Consider the following 15,650-nt stretch of genomic DNA (forward strand, 5'->3'; position numbering starts at 1 on the left):
CACAGCCACAGGTAACACCAATATCTGAATCAACCCTGTTACCCAAAAAAAATCGCTCCTGATTCAGAAAAACCAGAATTAAAAAGATATTTCAACCCGCGTCAGTTCCCAAATGCGACACCATCTCTTGGTTTGCCAGCTACACCTACCCCAGCAGTTCCAGAAACTACACCAGAAGAGAAGTAAAAAAATAATGACTAGCTTAACCAAAGACACTCAACTGTAACTCTTGCGCTAAAGCCTCAACAAATGCGATCGCTGCTACAGGATTACCGATATTATCCAACCCAGGACTATAGCAAGCGATCGCTCCCTCACCTGGTACTATTGCTACAAGTCCACCACCAATGCCTGATTTCATCGGTAGACCAATCTTGACTGCAAACTGGGCAGAAGCTTCGTACAGTCCACAAGTTAACATTACAGCATTGACAATTCGGCGGTTTTCTGCGGAGAAATAGCTATTTTCACAAGCTAGGAGTTTTCCCAAAAGGGCTAAATCTTCAACTCGCCCAGATATACAGCATATTTGCTCGTAGGTGTCAAGTGCTGTTTCAATATTTTCTAGATGCCCAGCTTGAGCAAGATAATTAGCGATCGCTTGATTGGCTGTTGAGCGGGTTGATCGCACTGAAGCCAGCATTACCTCATCTAACTTGAGTTGACAACCTGCTAATTGATTGAGCCATTGACAAAATGAAAAAGTGCGAACGCTTGCGTCCTTTCCTGGTAATTTATCAGCGAGGGTAATTGCCCCACTATTAATCATCGGGTTGCGGGGGCGACCGCGATCGGCAATGAGTTGTTCTAAAGAATTGAAGGGTGTATCCGATGGTTCAACCCCAACCCACCCAAAAACTGTTTCTACGCCAAAATGTTCTAGTAGATAAAGTAGAGAAAATGTCTTAATAACGCTCATTAGCGGGAACACACAAGCTGTATCCCCAAAGCTGATAGTTTTCCCCGATTCACAGCAGATGTGAACTGCAAAACAATCAGGATCAGCCAAAGCTAATTGCGGAATGCGATCGGCAACTTGTCCTTGTTCAGCTTGGGTTTTGGCTAGTTGCACCCACGCTGATAACTTCGTAGTAGTTAGTTTATCAAGTCCTTTCAAAGTGTAAGTTTTCTAAAAGTTTATTTATTAAATAGTAATTATTTTAGCTTTAACCTTGTTGTCGTTTTAACTTTTGTATCAATACTTGGCAGCGCTTACTAGCTTCTCTTGCCTGTTGCCTGAACTGTTTAGCTTGCTCTTGGTTAGTTAAATATACTTCAGATGCTTTTTACCTGAGTTCAACACCTTGTTTACTGAGTTCCTGAATACAAGTCTTTAATTCTTCAATTATTTTCATCTTTGCTTTTGTTCTGAAATCACAATTTCCAAATTTCGGCTTTTTAATAAAATATATCTGCTCTACTAGCCAGCAAGCTAGTATCATTAAAATCATTGTTTGCTATCGCTCTGTCATCAGCTTCGTACAACTCATCAATGATTTCTTGTAATTGTGCGTAAGCTTTTAATAATACATTGCGGGTTTCTGACTTCATATTGACTGGTTAAATATCTAGCTGTTCTGCAATTAAACTTAGATTTGGTTTTGTATAAGCCCCTAGGAGCAGCGATAATATATGTATGATTATTTTTCATCGGCTTATTTTAGAAAATTAGTATAAACATTCTCTAAGAGCAAAGTAGACTTTATGATTCCCCGTGTTAGAGCGCCAGAATTACCGCAAAATTACTCTTGGCTTAACACCGATAAACCCTTATCTCTTAAACAACTTAAGGGTAGAGTCGTAATTTTAGACTTTTGGACATACTGTTGTATTAATTGTCTGCATATTCTGCCAAACCTAAAATATTTAGAACAGAAATATAAAGATATAGCAATCCTAAATGAGTTGTGAAAATGAACGAACCGCTAACGCGCAGCGTCTCCAAGAGTTGCCGCCAAGAGCGCCAAAAAAAGAAAAAGAAGTTTTCACATATGATTTAGGACTGCTATAGTCTTACCGTTATCGGGGTTCACTCTGCCAAATTTGACAACGAAAAGGAAACAGAAAATATTCGCCAAGCTGTCTTGCGCTACGACATTGAACATCCAGTTGTAGTTGACAGAGGTTTTCAGATTTGGCAAGAGTATGCTGTTCGTGCTTGGCCTACGTTAATAATTATTGATCCAGAAGGTTATGTGATTGGCCAGATTTCTGGTGAAGGAAACCGTGACACTTTAGACGAATTGATTCAAAAGTTAATTCAGCAACACCACGAGAAAGGCACAATTAATTTCCAAGAAATTAGCTTGACTTTAGAAAAACAGCGCCAACCATTAATCACACCTCTAGCCTTTCCTGGTAAAGTTCTAGCTACCCAAGCGGCTTTATTTATTGCTGACTCTGGACATCACCGCCTGATTATGAGTAGCTTTGACGGGGAAATTTTGCATTTGATTAGTACTGGAAAATCTGGCTTAACCGATGGTTCGTTCAGCGAAGCGCAGTTTTTTGCACCACAGGGAATGGTGTTTGATGCAGAAAATCAAATTCTTTATGTTGCTGATACAGAAAATCATGCCCTGCGGCGAGTTGACTTGAAGCGCCAAGTAGTCGAAACTATAGCCGGAACTGGTGAACAAAGCCGCAATATCCGTCCTCATGGCGGTGCTGGTTTAGAAACTGCGCTGAATTCCCCTTGGGATTTAGTGAAAGTGGGACATACCCTGTTTATTGCAATGGCTGGGCCCCATCAGATTTGGGAAATGGATTTAGAAACTAGCGTCATTAAAACTTATGCTGGTACTGGTGCAGAAGCTTGCATTGATGGTTCACTTGCTGAATCTGCCTTTGCTCAACCCAGTGGTATCAGCACAGATGGGCAAGAATTATATATTGCTGACAGTGAAGTTAGTTCAATTCGTAGCATTGGAATTGTAGAACCGTACCAAGTCCGAACCGTTTGTGGTAGTGGAAGTTTATTCGGTTTTGGCGATGTTGATGGACAAGGTGAAGATGTCCGTTTACAACACTGTCTAGGGGTGGAATACGTCCAGAATTACCTGTGGGTAGCAGATACCTACAATCACAAAATTAAATTAGTCAGTCCTAGTGGGAATTGTCAAACAGTTTTAGGAGATGGTACTAGTGGCTTACAAGATGGCAAGGGTAAAAATAGCCGCTTTTTTGAACCTTCGGGATTGAGTGCGATCGCTTCTTTTTTATATATTGCCGATACCAATAATCATGCCATCCGCCGCGTAGATTTGAATAGTCTTGAGGTGATGACGTTGCAATTTCCTGGTTTATGTGCGCCAGATGTTTGTATTCCGCCTAATTTATAGAATGATTACCTCAAGCAAAGGTGCAAAGGAAAGCTGTGTGTCTCTGCGTAAGATTTAAAAGAGAACTAATTAAATAGTGCTACTAAATTTTGATAATAAGCCAACCCAGTCAAAGGTTACAGGCGAACTATAGTAATCCTATTTGATTTGCTTTCCACCGAGAGACTCAGATCCCCGACTTCTTCAAGAAGTCGGGGATATTTTTGTTCATAACTTATTTAGGATTGCTATATAAACTATCTTTAATGGCTTGAATATCAGTATTTTCACTAGATTGATGTTGATAACTCGATTCTAAAAACAACAATCCTCTGGTTTAAGCCAGAGGATTGTCAACTGTACCACTAATAACTTTAGTCTCATCACATCTAAGTTTTAACTTTTATTTAAGGCAGCCCTTAATTGCTTAAGCAGCTTACCAACTTCTAAAAATTGTGGATCTTTTGCAAGTTTTTGGATAACTTTAGGACTGCTTTCCATCACAATCTTGTTGTAAGCAGTAATAGCATCATTTAGCTTTTTTATATCCACATTTGGTGTTTCTCCCTTCTGGGCTATCATTAAATCTGCCATTAATCCTTTAGTGCTGGCAACTAGCTGCATTGGTTGTAATTGTCCTACAGGAACGCCTAATACAGATGCTGATTTATTTCTGGCTAGAGCCAATAAAGCATTTACCAGTGATGCTACAGATGGTGATGATACTCCTAAATTAACTATAGAAACCTGTAACTGATTAGCTGCTGCTTGTGCATTCACCCCACCCAGTAAGATAACTAGAATGATCGCAGCCGGACTATTTGCATCGGGATTTTGGCTGAGTATATTAATGAGAGTTTTATTTAAATTATTTTGAACTTCTGTTGCTACGCTAATCCTACCATCACCACTAAATTCAACTTCAACCCCAGGTGCAGGTTCAACAAATGGCTCTGAAGATCCTGGGTTAAAATTATCCCCCGATGAGGAAGTAGAATCTTCACTAGTTCCCGTGACGCCAGCAGTACCAGCATTTACTCTCATAGGCCCACCCACTAGATAAGTGAATAAGATTAACGTTAGAGTAAGAATGAGAGAAAATTTTTGTTTCTTCATTGTTTTTATTGTTGATGAAATTCCAAGATAACTCAGCAGTTAAAACTGAAAACTGTACCCTGCACTCAGAGAAAAACCTAGACCACTATTAAGATTGCTAGTAACATCTGTGAAAATAGTATTGATAACTACAGGTGTCTTCTTGAAAGGAGCAAAAGATGCACCCATATTGAGACGATTTCCAGTCCAGCTACTTACTAAAGATACTTCAGGTATGACTCTAAAACCTAAACTAGCAAAAAGATTCACAGGATTTTCATCTGCTGCTATTGCACCTTTAGAACGAAAAGCACCACTGCCAAGTCCCACAGAAACAGTCAAAGGTAATTTGTTATTAGGATTATTTGATTGTAGTGGAAATGACTTAGTAACTACTCCATAGATAGTATCTTTAGCTTTGCCAACATCTCCCCATTTAATAGGATTTGACCAACCAATAGCTACAGCTGTACCATCACCCAAATATTTGTGTAGCTTAAAACCTACACCGCCACTATCACCAAAATCAAAACTCTCACCACCACCTACACTAGTAATATTGACATTAACTTCCAATCCTACAGATTTAACTGCATCTCCCAAACCAAAACCAACAGACAAAGAACCATCTACCCTATCTTTATCCTCATCTAGAGGGAAAAGTAAACCACCGCCAATATAGGCTTGGCCAAAACTTGCACCATAGGCAGAAGGAGTACCAGCTGCTGAACCAGGGGCAGCTTTTGGTGATTTACCTAGCCTCACTATGGGATCAATTAAAAGTTGTTGGCGTAATTTATTAGTCTCACCAAAAGTATCACCCGAAAATTCTGAAGAGTCTATTTGTGCGAAAATTTGAGGTTGTTTCTGCTTCAATACATTACTCTGTTTTAAATGCAAATCACTATTACTAATTGGATAAGCAAATAACTGTTTCGCTAAATTATCATTAATTTTTATCTTTTCTTGAGATTTAAGCCAAAAATTTTTTCCAGAAAAAGAATTCCTGAATGTTTCAGACTTAAGGTTACCAGTAAAACGATTACTAATGCTTACAGTCTCTAATTTAGTCACAGGATTACTTTTTTTAGATGCCAACAACCTTTGTCGCGATCTGATCTTTTTTTGTTGTGAATTAGGTTCTGATACTATAGAAGATGCTTTGCGATTTTGAGACCCACTCAATTGAGCCTCTTGATTTTCAGAAACAACATTATTTGCTGCAACTACCGAGTTGGTAAAAATAGCTGTCAACAGTAGAATAAAAGTTATCAAGATTGTCCCTAAGTTCCAAGAAGTATAGTTAATACTAATAATTTGATAAGTATTACTACCATTGATAATTTTTTGTATTTTATCCATCAAAATATTCCTTCTATAAAAGTATTTACGGTAATACAACAGCAATTTATACGCCAAACATCCCAATTGAAACTAGTAATATTACGGAAATGTAGCCAATTAACCCGGATTTCTTACAAGAGAAATCCGGGCATAGCTGTTCTGATTTCATACATCTCAGGCGTAAAGCTCTCCAGCAGTTCACGTAAAGTTAAGTTTGGCTGCTGCGGCTTGCTCATCGTCAGAGCGTAGTTTACCGTACAACTCTTGGAGACGCTCTTGCTAGCTTGCTTCCCCGTAGGAGTACGACAGGCTCAGTGACCACCGTGGGCATCGCCTATCATTCAACTTTTTGTTAAATTAATATCAAAATCTTTAGCTGCACAATAAGTAAGTGGGCAAGAATAAATGAACCTATATTACGTAATGTAAATGTCCACTTACTTAAATCATCTCTGCCCCAGGCTTTCTATATCTGTTGAAAAATTGAACATTACTGTAGTGTTAGAATTTTATCCTGATAATGCTAGTGAACCAGAATCACCTTTAGATGATATTCGTAAAATGATACAAGCAACATGAACACTATCCTCCACATCACCAAACGCCAACAATGGGAACAAGCAAAAAATACCAGTAGCTATCGCGCTGATTCGCTAGAGAGTGAAGGCTTTATCCACTGTTCAAAATCAACGCAATTACTCAAAGTTGCAAAGAGATTTTTTGATAATCAACAAGAATTGGTGCTACTTTTTATTGATTCTGAAAAAGTGCAAGCTGAAATTCGCTATGAACCTGCTGAAATAGGCGAATTATTTCCTCATATTTATGGTGAGTTAAATATTGATGCTGTGTATCAGGTGATTGATTTTGAAGCTGGGGAAGATAGTTTATTTGAGTTGCCGCAAGAAATTATAAATTTAGAATAACGAACCCGTTCGCGCAGCGTCCCGTAGGAAAGGTGAGTAAAGCCTCGTGTAGATGCAGTTTCTAATCGCCCAACTATAAGCATTCCGCGCTTTACTTAAAGAACGGGAATTAATCTAAAGCAATTGTGACCGAATTTAATTTACAAATCCAAGAAAATAGCGATCGCTTGTCAACTCCACTGGAGAATGATGCACCTAGCTTACTTCCCTCCAGAAATACGATACACTGCGTCAACACCAAAGGCGATCGCCTTGACCGTTACCTTTGCCAAGAATTACCAGACTTATCCCGTTCCCGCATCCAACAGTTAATTGAACAGGGTAACGTCCAACTTAACGATAAAGTTTGTACATCCAAGAAGATCAATGTCAAGGTAGGCGATCGCATTACTCTCGAAATACCACAAGCCCAACCCTTAGAATTGCTTGCAGAAAATATCCCTCTAGATATCCTCTACGAAGACGACCAGTTACTTATTCTCAACAAACCCGCAGGCTTAGTTGTCCATCCTGCGCCCGGTCATCCAGATGGCACCTTAGTAAATGCCCTGTTGGCACACTGCCCCAATTTACCAGGAATTGGCGGAGTCCAACGTCCAGGAATCGTCCATCGATTGGATAAAGATACAACGGGGGCGATCGCGATCGCTAAAACAGAAATTGCCCATCATCACCTACAAGCGCAACTCAAAGCAAAAACAGCACGCCGAGAATACTTGGGCGTAGTTTACGGTGCGCCAAAAACTGAAAGTGGCACAATTGACTTACCCATTGGTCGCCATCCCCAAGACCGCAAGAAAATGGCTATTATGTCTGTTGAACAAGGTGGACGATCCGCCATCACTCATTGGCAAGTGTTAGAACGCCTCGGTAACTATACATTAATTCACTTCCAACTAGAAACCGGACGCACCCATCAAATTCGTGTCCATAGCGCCAAAATGGGTCATCCCATTGTCGGCGACCCAGTTTATAGTTCTGGTCATTCAGTGGGCGTAAATTTGCCCGGTCAAGCACTCCACGCCTGGCGACTAAAATTACAGCATCCCCTATCTGGCGAGATGATTGAGGTGACAGCTACCCCTCCCACCCAATTTACAAAACTTTTGGAGATGCTAAAAAGACGAATTGCATCTTAACCTTTTTTTATTCAAAGGCGATCGCCCCCGCCCTCACCTCGGTACTTAACGCCGGGGTTTTTGGTAGTGGAGTGCGTTAGCGTAGGTATCGTGCTCAAGCACTTAACTAACAATTTTTCTTAGAGGAAAGGCGATCGGGTTTGAGGCTGCGGCTTGCTTTTTGTCTTGCCTGATCGTACCTATAAAACGCATAGCACCCTCTTGACAAAAGTGCAATTATCTTAATGTCTCACTCTTATCCGCCGTGAATTCCAGCACCAGCAAGAAACCCCGTTTCTTTGAGCAGCAGCCGTAATTCTGCATGACGAAGTTTCGTATCCTTCTTCTTATTTTCCCACATATCAGAGAAGAAGTCTTGCATCAGCGCAATGATGCTGCGGTATTTGACGATGCTGGCAACATAGAACTTATCTAACTTCATTACCCCATCAGAATGTATTTGCTCGATGTTGTCAAGTAATATAGACCTCAGTTCATAAGGTTTTAAGCCTTCTTTTATGCCATATTTTTCCATCATTCTGCGTTTATCGTTCTTTGAACATAAATCATACGGCGATCGAATAAGGTGACTAAGATTCCGCAGGACTTCACCATAGTCGTAAAATCTGTTCTGCTTAAAGAAAGACTCTTCATCTTTGGTCAACGTAAAACTCTTGTCAAGTACTAAACCAAAATCGGTCAAATATATTTGCTTGCCGTCGGTGAGGATGTTGCGAAAATGTGCGTCGAAGTGGATGATTCCCTTTGTCCTCAAAAAGGTAATCGTCGTGCGTAAGTCATCCAGGGCTTTCTGAAGTTTGTTGGGGTTTAAGAGGAGCCATGTTTCTAAAACATGCGGTATGTACTCTAAAAACAGAACTAACTCATACTTGGCGTTCGCTCTATCTAACACATACCCCTCTTCTGTCACTTTCCGAAGTAAGCAAGTAATAAATAAGTTAAATTATCCAGAAGCATAACAGGGTTTGAATTGATTCATTGTACTAATTAATTGATTAAATCCCAGCAATAAATTGGAATTGGGGAAAATATTTAGCCAGGGATAAATTAACCAAAATAGTAAGAGAGGTTGGACAATGAGACGCAGATTATTTAAAGTATTCTTCCATCCGCATTCATGATTCCATTGTTGATGATTAGAAAAATCAACAAAATTATTTTCTTGTATATCCGGTTCGATTTGACGAATATTTAAGCCTAAAAATGCTGGAGAACTTAAACTAATCATCGTGTAAACACAAAAAATAATTTCCCACCATTTCTCAATATGTTGGAAATTAGTAAATCGATAATCTGTCCAACCTAGTTCCTGTTTACACTGCCGAAAACCATATTCTACCCAGGTTCTTAATCCATATATGTCGCCTAAAGTTTTCTTCAGATTTTCTTGAAGATTTGTCATGACGTAAGAAGTAGAATTCTCCGGCATGGTTTCTGGGTCGGTAGTTATTTGCCAGTAAGTTATGGCTCTTTTTTTACCATAAATTATTTCTCTAATGTATCTAGTTTCTGATTTTTGATTGCTAAATGTTCTTTCAAATTTACACCATCTATTCGCCCTAACGCTCTGACCTGCTGGCAGCCAGACTCCATGATTACTTCTAATTGCTACGACATAAGCTAATTCATATTCATTCAGTTTTTTAATGAATTCGCTACTCTCACCATATAAACTATCTGCCAGTACCAGTTCAATATTAAAGCCTGATTCAATTAATTCTGTAATAATTTCTGATGCTAACTCTATTTTGGTTTTATATTTATCTCCTTCTTTGAGTGTCCCCTTCGGTTTAAATATCTTGAAACTTAATGGAAATGTTATATTGTCATAAACTCCATAAGCATTGACTGAGACTATTCCATTATCTATTTTTCCTACGCTCCCTAGATATTGTCTTGCTACATAATCAGTCTTTTTACCTTTTTTTCTATCTCCAGTTTCATCTATTACCAGTGTGATGGCATTTCCTTCTAATGCTTTCTTGAGTTTATTCAATCTTCGATTTTTTAATTTATCTACTGACCAATCTGAATAAGCTATAAAATGATGTAATGACTGTGCCGAGTTTATACTTACTACTTTCGCTATTTCTGGTAATGATTTTCTTTTTATTGGTGAAATTATCCCTAAATGTAAATATTTGAAGCACTCATAATTTCTTACTTCTTTAAATAAGTCTTTATACTCTGCACAATATTCATCTACGATCGCTTCCAGCGGGCGGTTACGCCATCGCAACTGTTGGGTGGGCATCTCTTGACAAATGTTTCAGGATTTGTAATTCTACATCCATTGCTCTGCTTACCTTCCAGAGTTTTTTCTTTTGATTCTTTTATTCAGAATACCCGGAAAGTGACAAAAGAGGGGTAATTGCCGGCGTTGGTACTATTGCCCCAGTACTCCACATAAGCTTTTATACGCGACCTATCCACATCCGCACGCCGCCTGTCCAAGGAAATAATCCGATAATGGTACATCAGTGGGAAGCTGGCAATTGCCCCAGACAATACCCAGTTGGTCGTCTTAATATGGGTCACAAGTTCCCGAAAGACCCCAAAACCAGTGGAACCGAAGCCGTAATTACAGTAAGTCGGCAGGTCATAAAGGTTTCTGGTGGAGAAGAGGTTGTCAAATTCGATGTTTGTAACCGGAACACGTTTCACAAAGACCCTGGATTCCCCAAGGACGATGGCGTGATTCATCCCCCAACCCGTGCTTGACTTATTCGACTCACCATTGTCAAACAGAGAAGGCAATTGTGCATTATCCAACTGAGCGATTTGTGAACTGAGCTTGAAGTACCTCTTCCTTCTAATTTCTATATGATCCTTAGCCATTTTCCCCATCCAGCCCCAGCATGAGAAACCCTTGGTGCTATTTGATTCTACTCAAATCTGACTTTATCTAGTTTGAAATCTACTAAGCGACGACCGGGCAAGGTAGTTAGGCAAAGTGCCTAAAGTCACAGCGAAACATTTTTCAAACAACCTTTAAGACATGCATCTAAAAAAACGACTAGCGTGCATCAGACATGGGATAGAGTCTGTTTCACTAGTAATACCTAAATGAAACTCCTACGTAACCCAAGGCTTATGCACGCTATAAAATTATCAAATGGATGTATTAGCCAGCCACCGACCAGAAATCGTTATTTAATTCCTGACAGTTGCCGATAAGGTACAGACTTTTCGATATCGATGTTGTATGGCGAGATCCTTTGTGGCGAATTGCCAGTTGCATTGATACTTTGTGCCATACCTAAGAAGAGAGATGGATCGCCAGCCTTGGGCTTTTGCTCTTGTGGGAGGAATCTGCGTACTTCTACCTGCCAAATGATTTGGGGGAAGCCCAGTTTAGCACGGTGGTAATCTTCGTATCGCGGAGACTTGATGTTGAATGGCAACTCACCCTCAGATTGGGATGGCAGTATCCGACGCCGCTGATAGGGCACTGTGGAGTATCCAAAATTACTCAGGTACTCTTCAGTATTCAGAACTTCATCAATGAAGCCTACAATACCCTTGGTAGCAACTACAATTGACCAAGCGATTTTTTCCCGTTCGCTGTATGGGTCGCGTCCTAGAACCCGCTGGATCACTTGCTCAACAAAGCGATAATTATTGTTGAGGTCGTAGAAGCTTTTCTTAAAGGTATTGGAAAGCACCAACCCACGAATAAAGTCCCGCACTGTAATTTGTCCATTACGGAGTTGGGATTCTAAATATGTTTCGCGATCGGCAGAAAAGGCATAAAAGAAAAGTTGACGATATGCTGCTTCGATCAGATCACCTAAATCTGACGGGGACAGTATATTGTCTGTAGTAAAAATCCTGGGCTGTTCATCACCCGGTACTTCATATGCAGCTACACGCTGATTTTGGCTTGAAGGGTCATATGTTAATAGAGGAATTGCCACTCTTAGGCCTCCATGTTCTTAATTAAAGTTAACAACTTTAAATCATATATTAAGGGAGTAGTTGGAGCAGAACCTGAGATTCTGATAAAATTTTACGAAACTTAACTAAGGGTAATTTAAGTATTCGTAGGAAAAACGATTAGCCCGCTGGATTCAAGCCATAACTGATTAATAAAGGGAGTGGGGCTTGCGGCTTAATGACTACGTAAATGACTAAAAAATTTTATGCACATATTTCAGATTAGGAGATTCAGTTTCACCTTTTTGAACTGAAGCAATAATTTTTAACATTTAGCAAAAGAAATTAATCGGGTATGGAGTATTGCATTAGTTATTCTCCCTCATCTATATCCCCTACCTGCTTCGGTGACCTATCCAAAATTCCAAGGGATCTATGGTTGACTTACAGTGAGGCCAGCTACGCAAAGTTGCTTCCATCCCTACCTCCCAGTAGGGTGGTTCCAATCCCAGTCCTAAACATAGATGAGATAGGATGCTAGCAAACTGCTGATTATGACCAAAGTCTCCTAGATGGGCATGGACGTATTCATGGACGACTACACCAAACCAGTCTCTAGGTGCAACTCGACCGACATCTACCAGAATAGTGATTGGGTTTGTGAAAATGTTGCACAGCCCGTCTATGCCAAAGGATTGAGCTATGGGGACTGCAAAAATTTGGATGTGGCGACGCTCTTGGGGATGAAAGCACTCATGACAAACTTCTAAGTAGGTGTTGATCTGAGCGTTAACGGTGTTAATATTCTCACCGATCCAAGTGCAAATGGGGATGCGATCGCGCAGGTTATCAAACACATCCACCATACCCGGTTCTAGAGCAAATCCCTGTACCCGATGCAGATAATCTCGCCCACGAGTAAAAGCATCAGTTCCCTTAAGAATCATTCACCAGCCCAAAACTGAATAAAACTCTCTTTTTTCCAGAATATCCTCCCCAAGTCTTTCTATTACCTGTTCTGTGTTGGAAACCTCAACAGAAGTTTCAATACGGGTTTCAGTACAAAACGATGCAGTGCTAAAGCCGCCAAACCGTTTTACCGTACTAGTTCGCAGCCGCGTATTTGGGCTAGCGAACCAGAATCTCTCAATGGAACTCATTGTTTCGTATTCGGTTGTCAACACTAGTCCATCTTCATCATCCATGTGAAAAAGACCGACTACAGGCATAATTTCGGCGTAGCCTCTTTCGCGGAGTAATTTGCCAATCCTTGGGTTATCGCCATCAGGCACGATCGCAAATATGGTTTTCCCCTGATGGTTCTCCTCACCCTCTCTATCCCAAGCCATTGTGCCTAGCCAACGCACGCGTGATCCCCCTACTGATAGGCTGGGGTCAATCTGATGATACTGGCACAGTTCAATGATTTCTGGATGATTGGCATCCAGAGTTTCTACCTGTATATCCGATTCTCCCGTCTCTGAGCGCTTGAAGGCTAGGTGATGAGTTGCCCGTTGCGATCGCCAATTACCAGCACTTAACTGAAAAAATTCCATTGCGTCTATCAATTTTTTGACTCCTACTTATTACTCCTGCGGATGATGTTTTACAGGTTTTTTCTTTTTAGAGTTGTTGGTATATAAACATTCTAAACTTTACAGCGATTAGTGGTCAGCTTCAATAAACTCCCTACAAAAGGAGAGGGAGACGTATTCTTATCTAATTGTAAATTTTTATGAGCTTGATTTGTTATGGCTTGACAATATGTAAATTTTAATATCTCAGTGCTAAAATAATGGAAAGCGATGTTTACGACGGCCTACGCGTTCACACTAGCAGTAACAACAAATACGCTTCGATTCAGTAAATCAGAGGAATGGCTCATGGACTTCCCAGTCGAATTAACCTTAGAGCAACAGTTTCGCTTACAAAATTTGAAAGACCAGGTAAAGAATTTGAATCAAGAAGAGGCTCAGGAATTTTTGTTAGAAGTTTTACGGCAGATGATGGTGAAAGATAATTTGGTCAAACATCTCCTAAAACAAGCTTGATCAAGTAAAAAACAAGATTTTTTCCTTAAGACTTACGCAATGGTAGAGTTCCATTAAAATGCGTAAGTCTTATTTTTTTGCCCAATGACTTTTGAATGAGTGACTTTTGACTTCCCCGAACGCAAGAGCGTCCCGTAGGGAAGGGGCTGACGCCAGTCGCCTCTTTTAAGGGAGACGCTCTTGCTAGCAAGATCCCCGTAGGGGTACAAGTCGGAAAACCATGCACGGTAGGCAGTTCCTTCTGGGAAAACCCCAATGCCCATTTAGGCTAAATTTGATTTTTTATGTCAGACTAACCGAATTATAGGTAAATATTACAGATTATTACTTTGTCTCTCATAGTAAAGACTAGGGTACTATTGATCCCCTATGTTTTTCATTGGCTACTCGCAGTTAATCTGATCGAGAACAGGCCAGAAATAATATCCGCCATTTGTGAATATTAAGGAGAACTCATGGTTCTTGATGCTTTTTCTAAAGCTGTAATTACAGCAGACGCCAAAACTGCTCCGATCGGTGGTGCTGATTTAGCAGCCCTCAAATCTTTCATTGCTGATGGCAACAAGCGCCTTGATGCTGTAAACGCGATCGCCAGCAACTCTAGCTGTGCCGTTTCTGATGCCATTGCTGGGATTGCCTGTGAAAACCAAGGTTTAATTCAAGCTGGTGGTAACCTGTACCCAACTCGTCGTCATGCTGCTTGTCTACGTGATGCCGAAATCATGCTGCGCTACGTGACCTATGCGCTATTGGCTGGTGATTCTTCTGTTTTGGATGATCGTGCTCTGAATGGGCTAAAAGAAACCTACACAGCTTTGGGCGTCCCTACCGGCTCTTCTGTACGTGCTGTAGAACTCCTGAAGGCTATCAGCGTTGCCCACATCACCAACACCAACACTGAAGCTAACGCTGGTAAAAGGTTCCGCAAGCAAGAAGTAATTCAAGGCGACTGCTCTGCTCTAGCTGCTGAAGCTGCTAGCTACTTTGATCGCATTATTTCTGCTCTGAGCTAATAGCTCATGGCTAAGGGCTATTAGCCAAACGAACTGAAATTCAAACCCGATCAAATCCCATTTGGAGTATAAAAAATAATGAAATCAGTTATCACCACAGTTATTACATCTGCTGATGCAGCAGGTCGTTTCCCAAGCACCTCTGATTTAGAATCCGTCCAAGGTAGCATTCAACGTGCTAACGCTCGTCTAGAAGCTGCTGAAAAGCTGGCTTCTGGTATCGATGCTGTAGCTAAAGAAGGTTATGATGCAGCCTTCAAGAAATATCCTTTCTTGAACCAAGACGGTGAAGCTGGCGACACCCAAGTTAAAAAAGACAAGTGCCTCCGCGACATCAAGCACTACCTGCGCCTAATCAACTACAGCTTAGTTGTGGGTGGTACTGGGCCTTTGGATGAGTGGGGTATTGCAGGTGCTCGTGAAGTGTATCGCTCTTTGAATCTGCCCACTGCTCCTTATGTTACCGCGCTGACTTACACTCGCGATCGCGCTTGCGCTCCTCGTGATTTTTCTCCTCAAGCGTTGGTTGAGTTCCGCAATCTCCTCGACTACGTAATCAACTCCCTGTCATAGTAATAGGGATTGACTAGACTTAAACGAGCGATTGTCATACTCTAGAACTAGGGACTCTCAGTCTGTTGCTTTGCCTAAATTAGGTTGAGTAATCGGCTTGGAGTCCCTCAGTTGTGATTAACAGTGAACATTTATTTCAGTTAATTCCCATGTATTGAACTCATTGTCATTACCCACATCTTTTCAATCTCTGGCTTCATTGCTATCGCGCTTGGGTAATAAATTCCAAAGGTAATAGCTCAAGTTCGTTTCAACGGACTAATTGGAGTGAGTTTTAACTGATGTTTGCTATGCATTCCCAGATTTGAATTGT

The 15,650-nt window shown here is 40.7% G+C and carries 15 protein-coding genes and 3 pseudogenes; 9 read left to right on the forward strand and 9 right to left on the reverse strand.

Features of this window, described 5'->3' with window-relative positions:
• Window positions 1-202: 202 nt before the first annotated feature.
• Both glsA and Q0541_RS29440 read right to left on the reverse strand, forming a co-directional pair.
• Complete coding sequence (gene glsA, locus Q0541_RS29435) at window positions 203-1,117, reverse strand: glutaminase A (protein ID WP_298919606.1); 915 nt, start codon at window positions 1,115-1,117, stop codon at window positions 203-205.
• Window positions 1,118-1,398: 281 nt separating this feature from the next.
• Entirely contained in the window at window positions 1,399-1,551 is a 153-nt protein-coding gene (locus tag Q0541_RS29440; protein WP_298919608.1) for a hypothetical protein, read from the reverse strand.
• Window positions 1,552-1,704: 153 nt separating this feature from the next.
• Between Q0541_RS29440 and Q0541_RS29445 the strand changes: the two are divergent.
• Both Q0541_RS29445 and Q0541_RS29450 read left to right on the forward strand, forming a co-directional pair.
• Window positions 1,705-1,887: pseudogene (locus Q0541_RS29445) on the forward strand (thioredoxin-like domain-containing protein); the annotation flags it as partial.
• Window positions 1,888-2,009: 122 nt separating this feature from the next.
• Window positions 2,010-3,341, forward strand: a pseudogene (locus Q0541_RS29450) (hypothetical protein); the annotation flags it as partial.
• A gap of 375 nt (window positions 3,342-3,716) precedes the next feature.
• On the opposite strand, the gene Q0541_RS29455 reads toward Q0541_RS29450, so the two are convergent.
• The gene (locus Q0541_RS29455; RefSeq protein ID WP_298919610.1) at window positions 3,717-4,364 is read right to left on the reverse strand and encodes a hypothetical protein; all 648 of its coding nucleotides are present in this window, start codon (window positions 4,362-4,364) and stop codon (window positions 3,717-3,719) included.
• A 111-nt stretch (window positions 4,365-4,475) separates the two neighbouring features.
• Entirely contained in the window at window positions 4,476-5,777 is a 1,302-nt protein-coding gene (locus tag Q0541_RS29460; RefSeq protein ID WP_298919612.1) for a hypothetical protein, read from the reverse strand.
• Between the two features lie 411 nt (window positions 5,778-6,188).
• On the opposite strand from Q0541_RS29460, the gene Q0541_RS29465 reads away from it, so the two are divergent.
• The 3 genes from Q0541_RS29465 to Q0541_RS29475 all read left to right on the forward strand — a co-directional run bounded on the left by Q0541_RS29465 (window position 6,189) and on the right by Q0541_RS29475 (window position 7,824).
• The gene (locus tag Q0541_RS29465; RefSeq protein ID WP_298919614.1) at window positions 6,189-6,338 is read left to right on the forward strand and encodes a KGK domain-containing protein; all 150 of its coding nucleotides are present in this window, start codon (window positions 6,189-6,191) and stop codon (window positions 6,336-6,338) included.
• Window positions 6,335-6,685, forward strand: a complete 351-nt coding sequence (locus tag Q0541_RS29470) for a DUF952 domain-containing protein (protein WP_298919616.1) — start codon at window positions 6,335-6,337, stop codon at window positions 6,683-6,685. Before Q0541_RS29465 ends, Q0541_RS29470 begins: the two co-directional genes overlap by 4 nt.
• Before the next feature lie 221 nt (window positions 6,686-6,906).
• Entirely contained in the window at window positions 6,907-7,824 is a 918-nt protein-coding gene (locus Q0541_RS29475; protein WP_298919773.1) for an RluA family pseudouridine synthase, read from the forward strand.
• 235 nt (window positions 7,825-8,059) lie between these two features.
• On the opposite strand, the gene Q0541_RS29480 is transcribed toward Q0541_RS29475, so the two are convergent.
• Entirely contained in the window at window positions 8,060-8,716 is a 657-nt protein-coding gene (locus Q0541_RS29480) for a hypothetical protein (RefSeq protein ID WP_298919618.1), read from the reverse strand.
• Between the two features lie 51 nt (window positions 8,717-8,767).
• A pseudogene (locus Q0541_RS29485) lies at window positions 8,768-10,118 on the reverse strand (IS701 family transposase).
• A gap of 175 nt (window positions 10,119-10,293) precedes the next feature.
• On the opposite strand from Q0541_RS29485, the gene Q0541_RS29490 reads away from it, so the two are divergent.
• A complete protein-coding gene (locus tag Q0541_RS29490) occupies window positions 10,294-10,545 on the forward strand; it encodes a hypothetical protein (RefSeq protein WP_298919621.1) in 252 nt (83 codons plus the stop codon).
• Window positions 10,546-10,973: 428 nt separating this feature from the next.
• Here Q0541_RS29490 and Q0541_RS29495 read toward each other — a convergent pair whose 3' ends face one another.
• The 3 genes from Q0541_RS29495 to Q0541_RS29505 all read right to left on the reverse strand — a co-directional run bounded on the left by Q0541_RS29495 (window position 10,974) and on the right by Q0541_RS29505 (window position 13,265).
• Entirely contained in the window at window positions 10,974-11,741 is a 768-nt protein-coding gene (locus Q0541_RS29495) for a phycobilisome rod-core linker polypeptide (RefSeq protein ID WP_298919623.1), read from the reverse strand.
• Window positions 11,742-12,095: 354 nt separating this feature from the next.
• Window positions 12,096-12,647, reverse strand: coding sequence for a hypothetical protein (locus Q0541_RS29500; protein ID WP_298919625.1), 552 nt, complete (start codon window positions 12,645-12,647; stop codon window positions 12,096-12,098).
• A complete protein-coding gene (locus Q0541_RS29505; protein WP_298919775.1) occupies window positions 12,648-13,265 on the reverse strand; it encodes a phycobiliprotein lyase in 618 nt (205 codons plus the stop codon).
• A gap of 318 nt (window positions 13,266-13,583) precedes the next feature.
• On the opposite strand from Q0541_RS29505, the gene Q0541_RS29510 reads away from it, so the two are divergent.
• The 3 genes from Q0541_RS29510 to Q0541_RS29520 all read left to right on the forward strand — a co-directional run bounded on the left by Q0541_RS29510 (window position 13,584) and on the right by Q0541_RS29520 (window position 15,337).
• Entirely contained in the window at window positions 13,584-13,751 is a 168-nt protein-coding gene (locus Q0541_RS29510) for an NblA/ycf18 family protein (RefSeq protein ID WP_298919627.1), read from the forward strand.
• A gap of 455 nt (window positions 13,752-14,206) precedes the next feature.
• On the forward strand, window positions 14,207-14,764 hold the full coding sequence (locus Q0541_RS29515; RefSeq protein ID WP_298919629.1) for a bleomycin hydrolase: 558 nt from the start codon (window positions 14,207-14,209) through the stop codon (window positions 14,762-14,764).
• Between the two features lie 78 nt (window positions 14,765-14,842).
• Window positions 14,843-15,337 carry a bleomycin hydrolase gene (locus tag Q0541_RS29520; protein ID WP_298919631.1) on the forward strand — a complete coding sequence of 165 codons (495 nt, stop codon included), beginning with the start codon at window positions 14,843-14,845 and terminating at the stop codon, window positions 15,335-15,337.
• Window positions 15,338-15,650 lie beyond the last annotated feature (313 nt).

Origin of the sequence: uncultured Nostoc sp., assembly GCF_937863485.1 — a bacterium.
GTDB lineage: Bacteria > Cyanobacteriota > Cyanobacteriia > Cyanobacteriales > Nostocaceae > Nostoc.

Bases quoted from the DNA above. Each gene is read 5' to 3' on its own strand.
- Q0541_RS29440 (WP_298919608.1), bottom strand. From the start codon at position 1,551: ATGAAGTCAGAAACCCGCAATGTATTATTAAAAGCTTACGCACAATTA.
- Q0541_RS29455 (WP_298919610.1), bottom strand. From the start codon at position 4,364: ATGAGAGTAAATGCTGGTACTGCTGGCGTCACGGGAACTAGTGAAGAT.
- Q0541_RS29460 (WP_298919612.1), bottom strand. From the start codon at position 5,777: ATGGATAAAATACAAAAAATTATCAATGGTAGTAATACTTATCAAATT.
- Q0541_RS29465 (WP_298919614.1), top strand. From the start codon at position 6,189: ATGTCCACTTACTTAAATCATCTCTGCCCCAGGCTTTCTATATCTGTT.
- Q0541_RS29470 (WP_298919616.1), top strand. From the start codon at position 6,335: ATGAACACTATCCTCCACATCACCAAACGCCAACAATGGGAACAAGCA.
- Q0541_RS29490 (WP_298919621.1), top strand. From the start codon at position 10,294: ATGGTACATCAGTGGGAAGCTGGCAATTGCCCCAGACAATACCCAGTT.
- Q0541_RS29500 (WP_298919625.1), bottom strand. From the start codon at position 12,647: ATGATTCTTAAGGGAACTGATGCTTTTACTCGTGGGCGAGATTATCTG.
- Q0541_RS29510 (WP_298919627.1), top strand. From the start codon at position 13,584: ATGGACTTCCCAGTCGAATTAACCTTAGAGCAACAGTTTCGCTTACAA.
- Q0541_RS29515 (WP_298919629.1), top strand. From the start codon at position 14,207: ATGGTTCTTGATGCTTTTTCTAAAGCTGTAATTACAGCAGACGCCAAA.
- Q0541_RS29520 (WP_298919631.1), top strand. From the start codon at position 14,843: ATGAAATCAGTTATCACCACAGTTATTACATCTGCTGATGCAGCAGGT.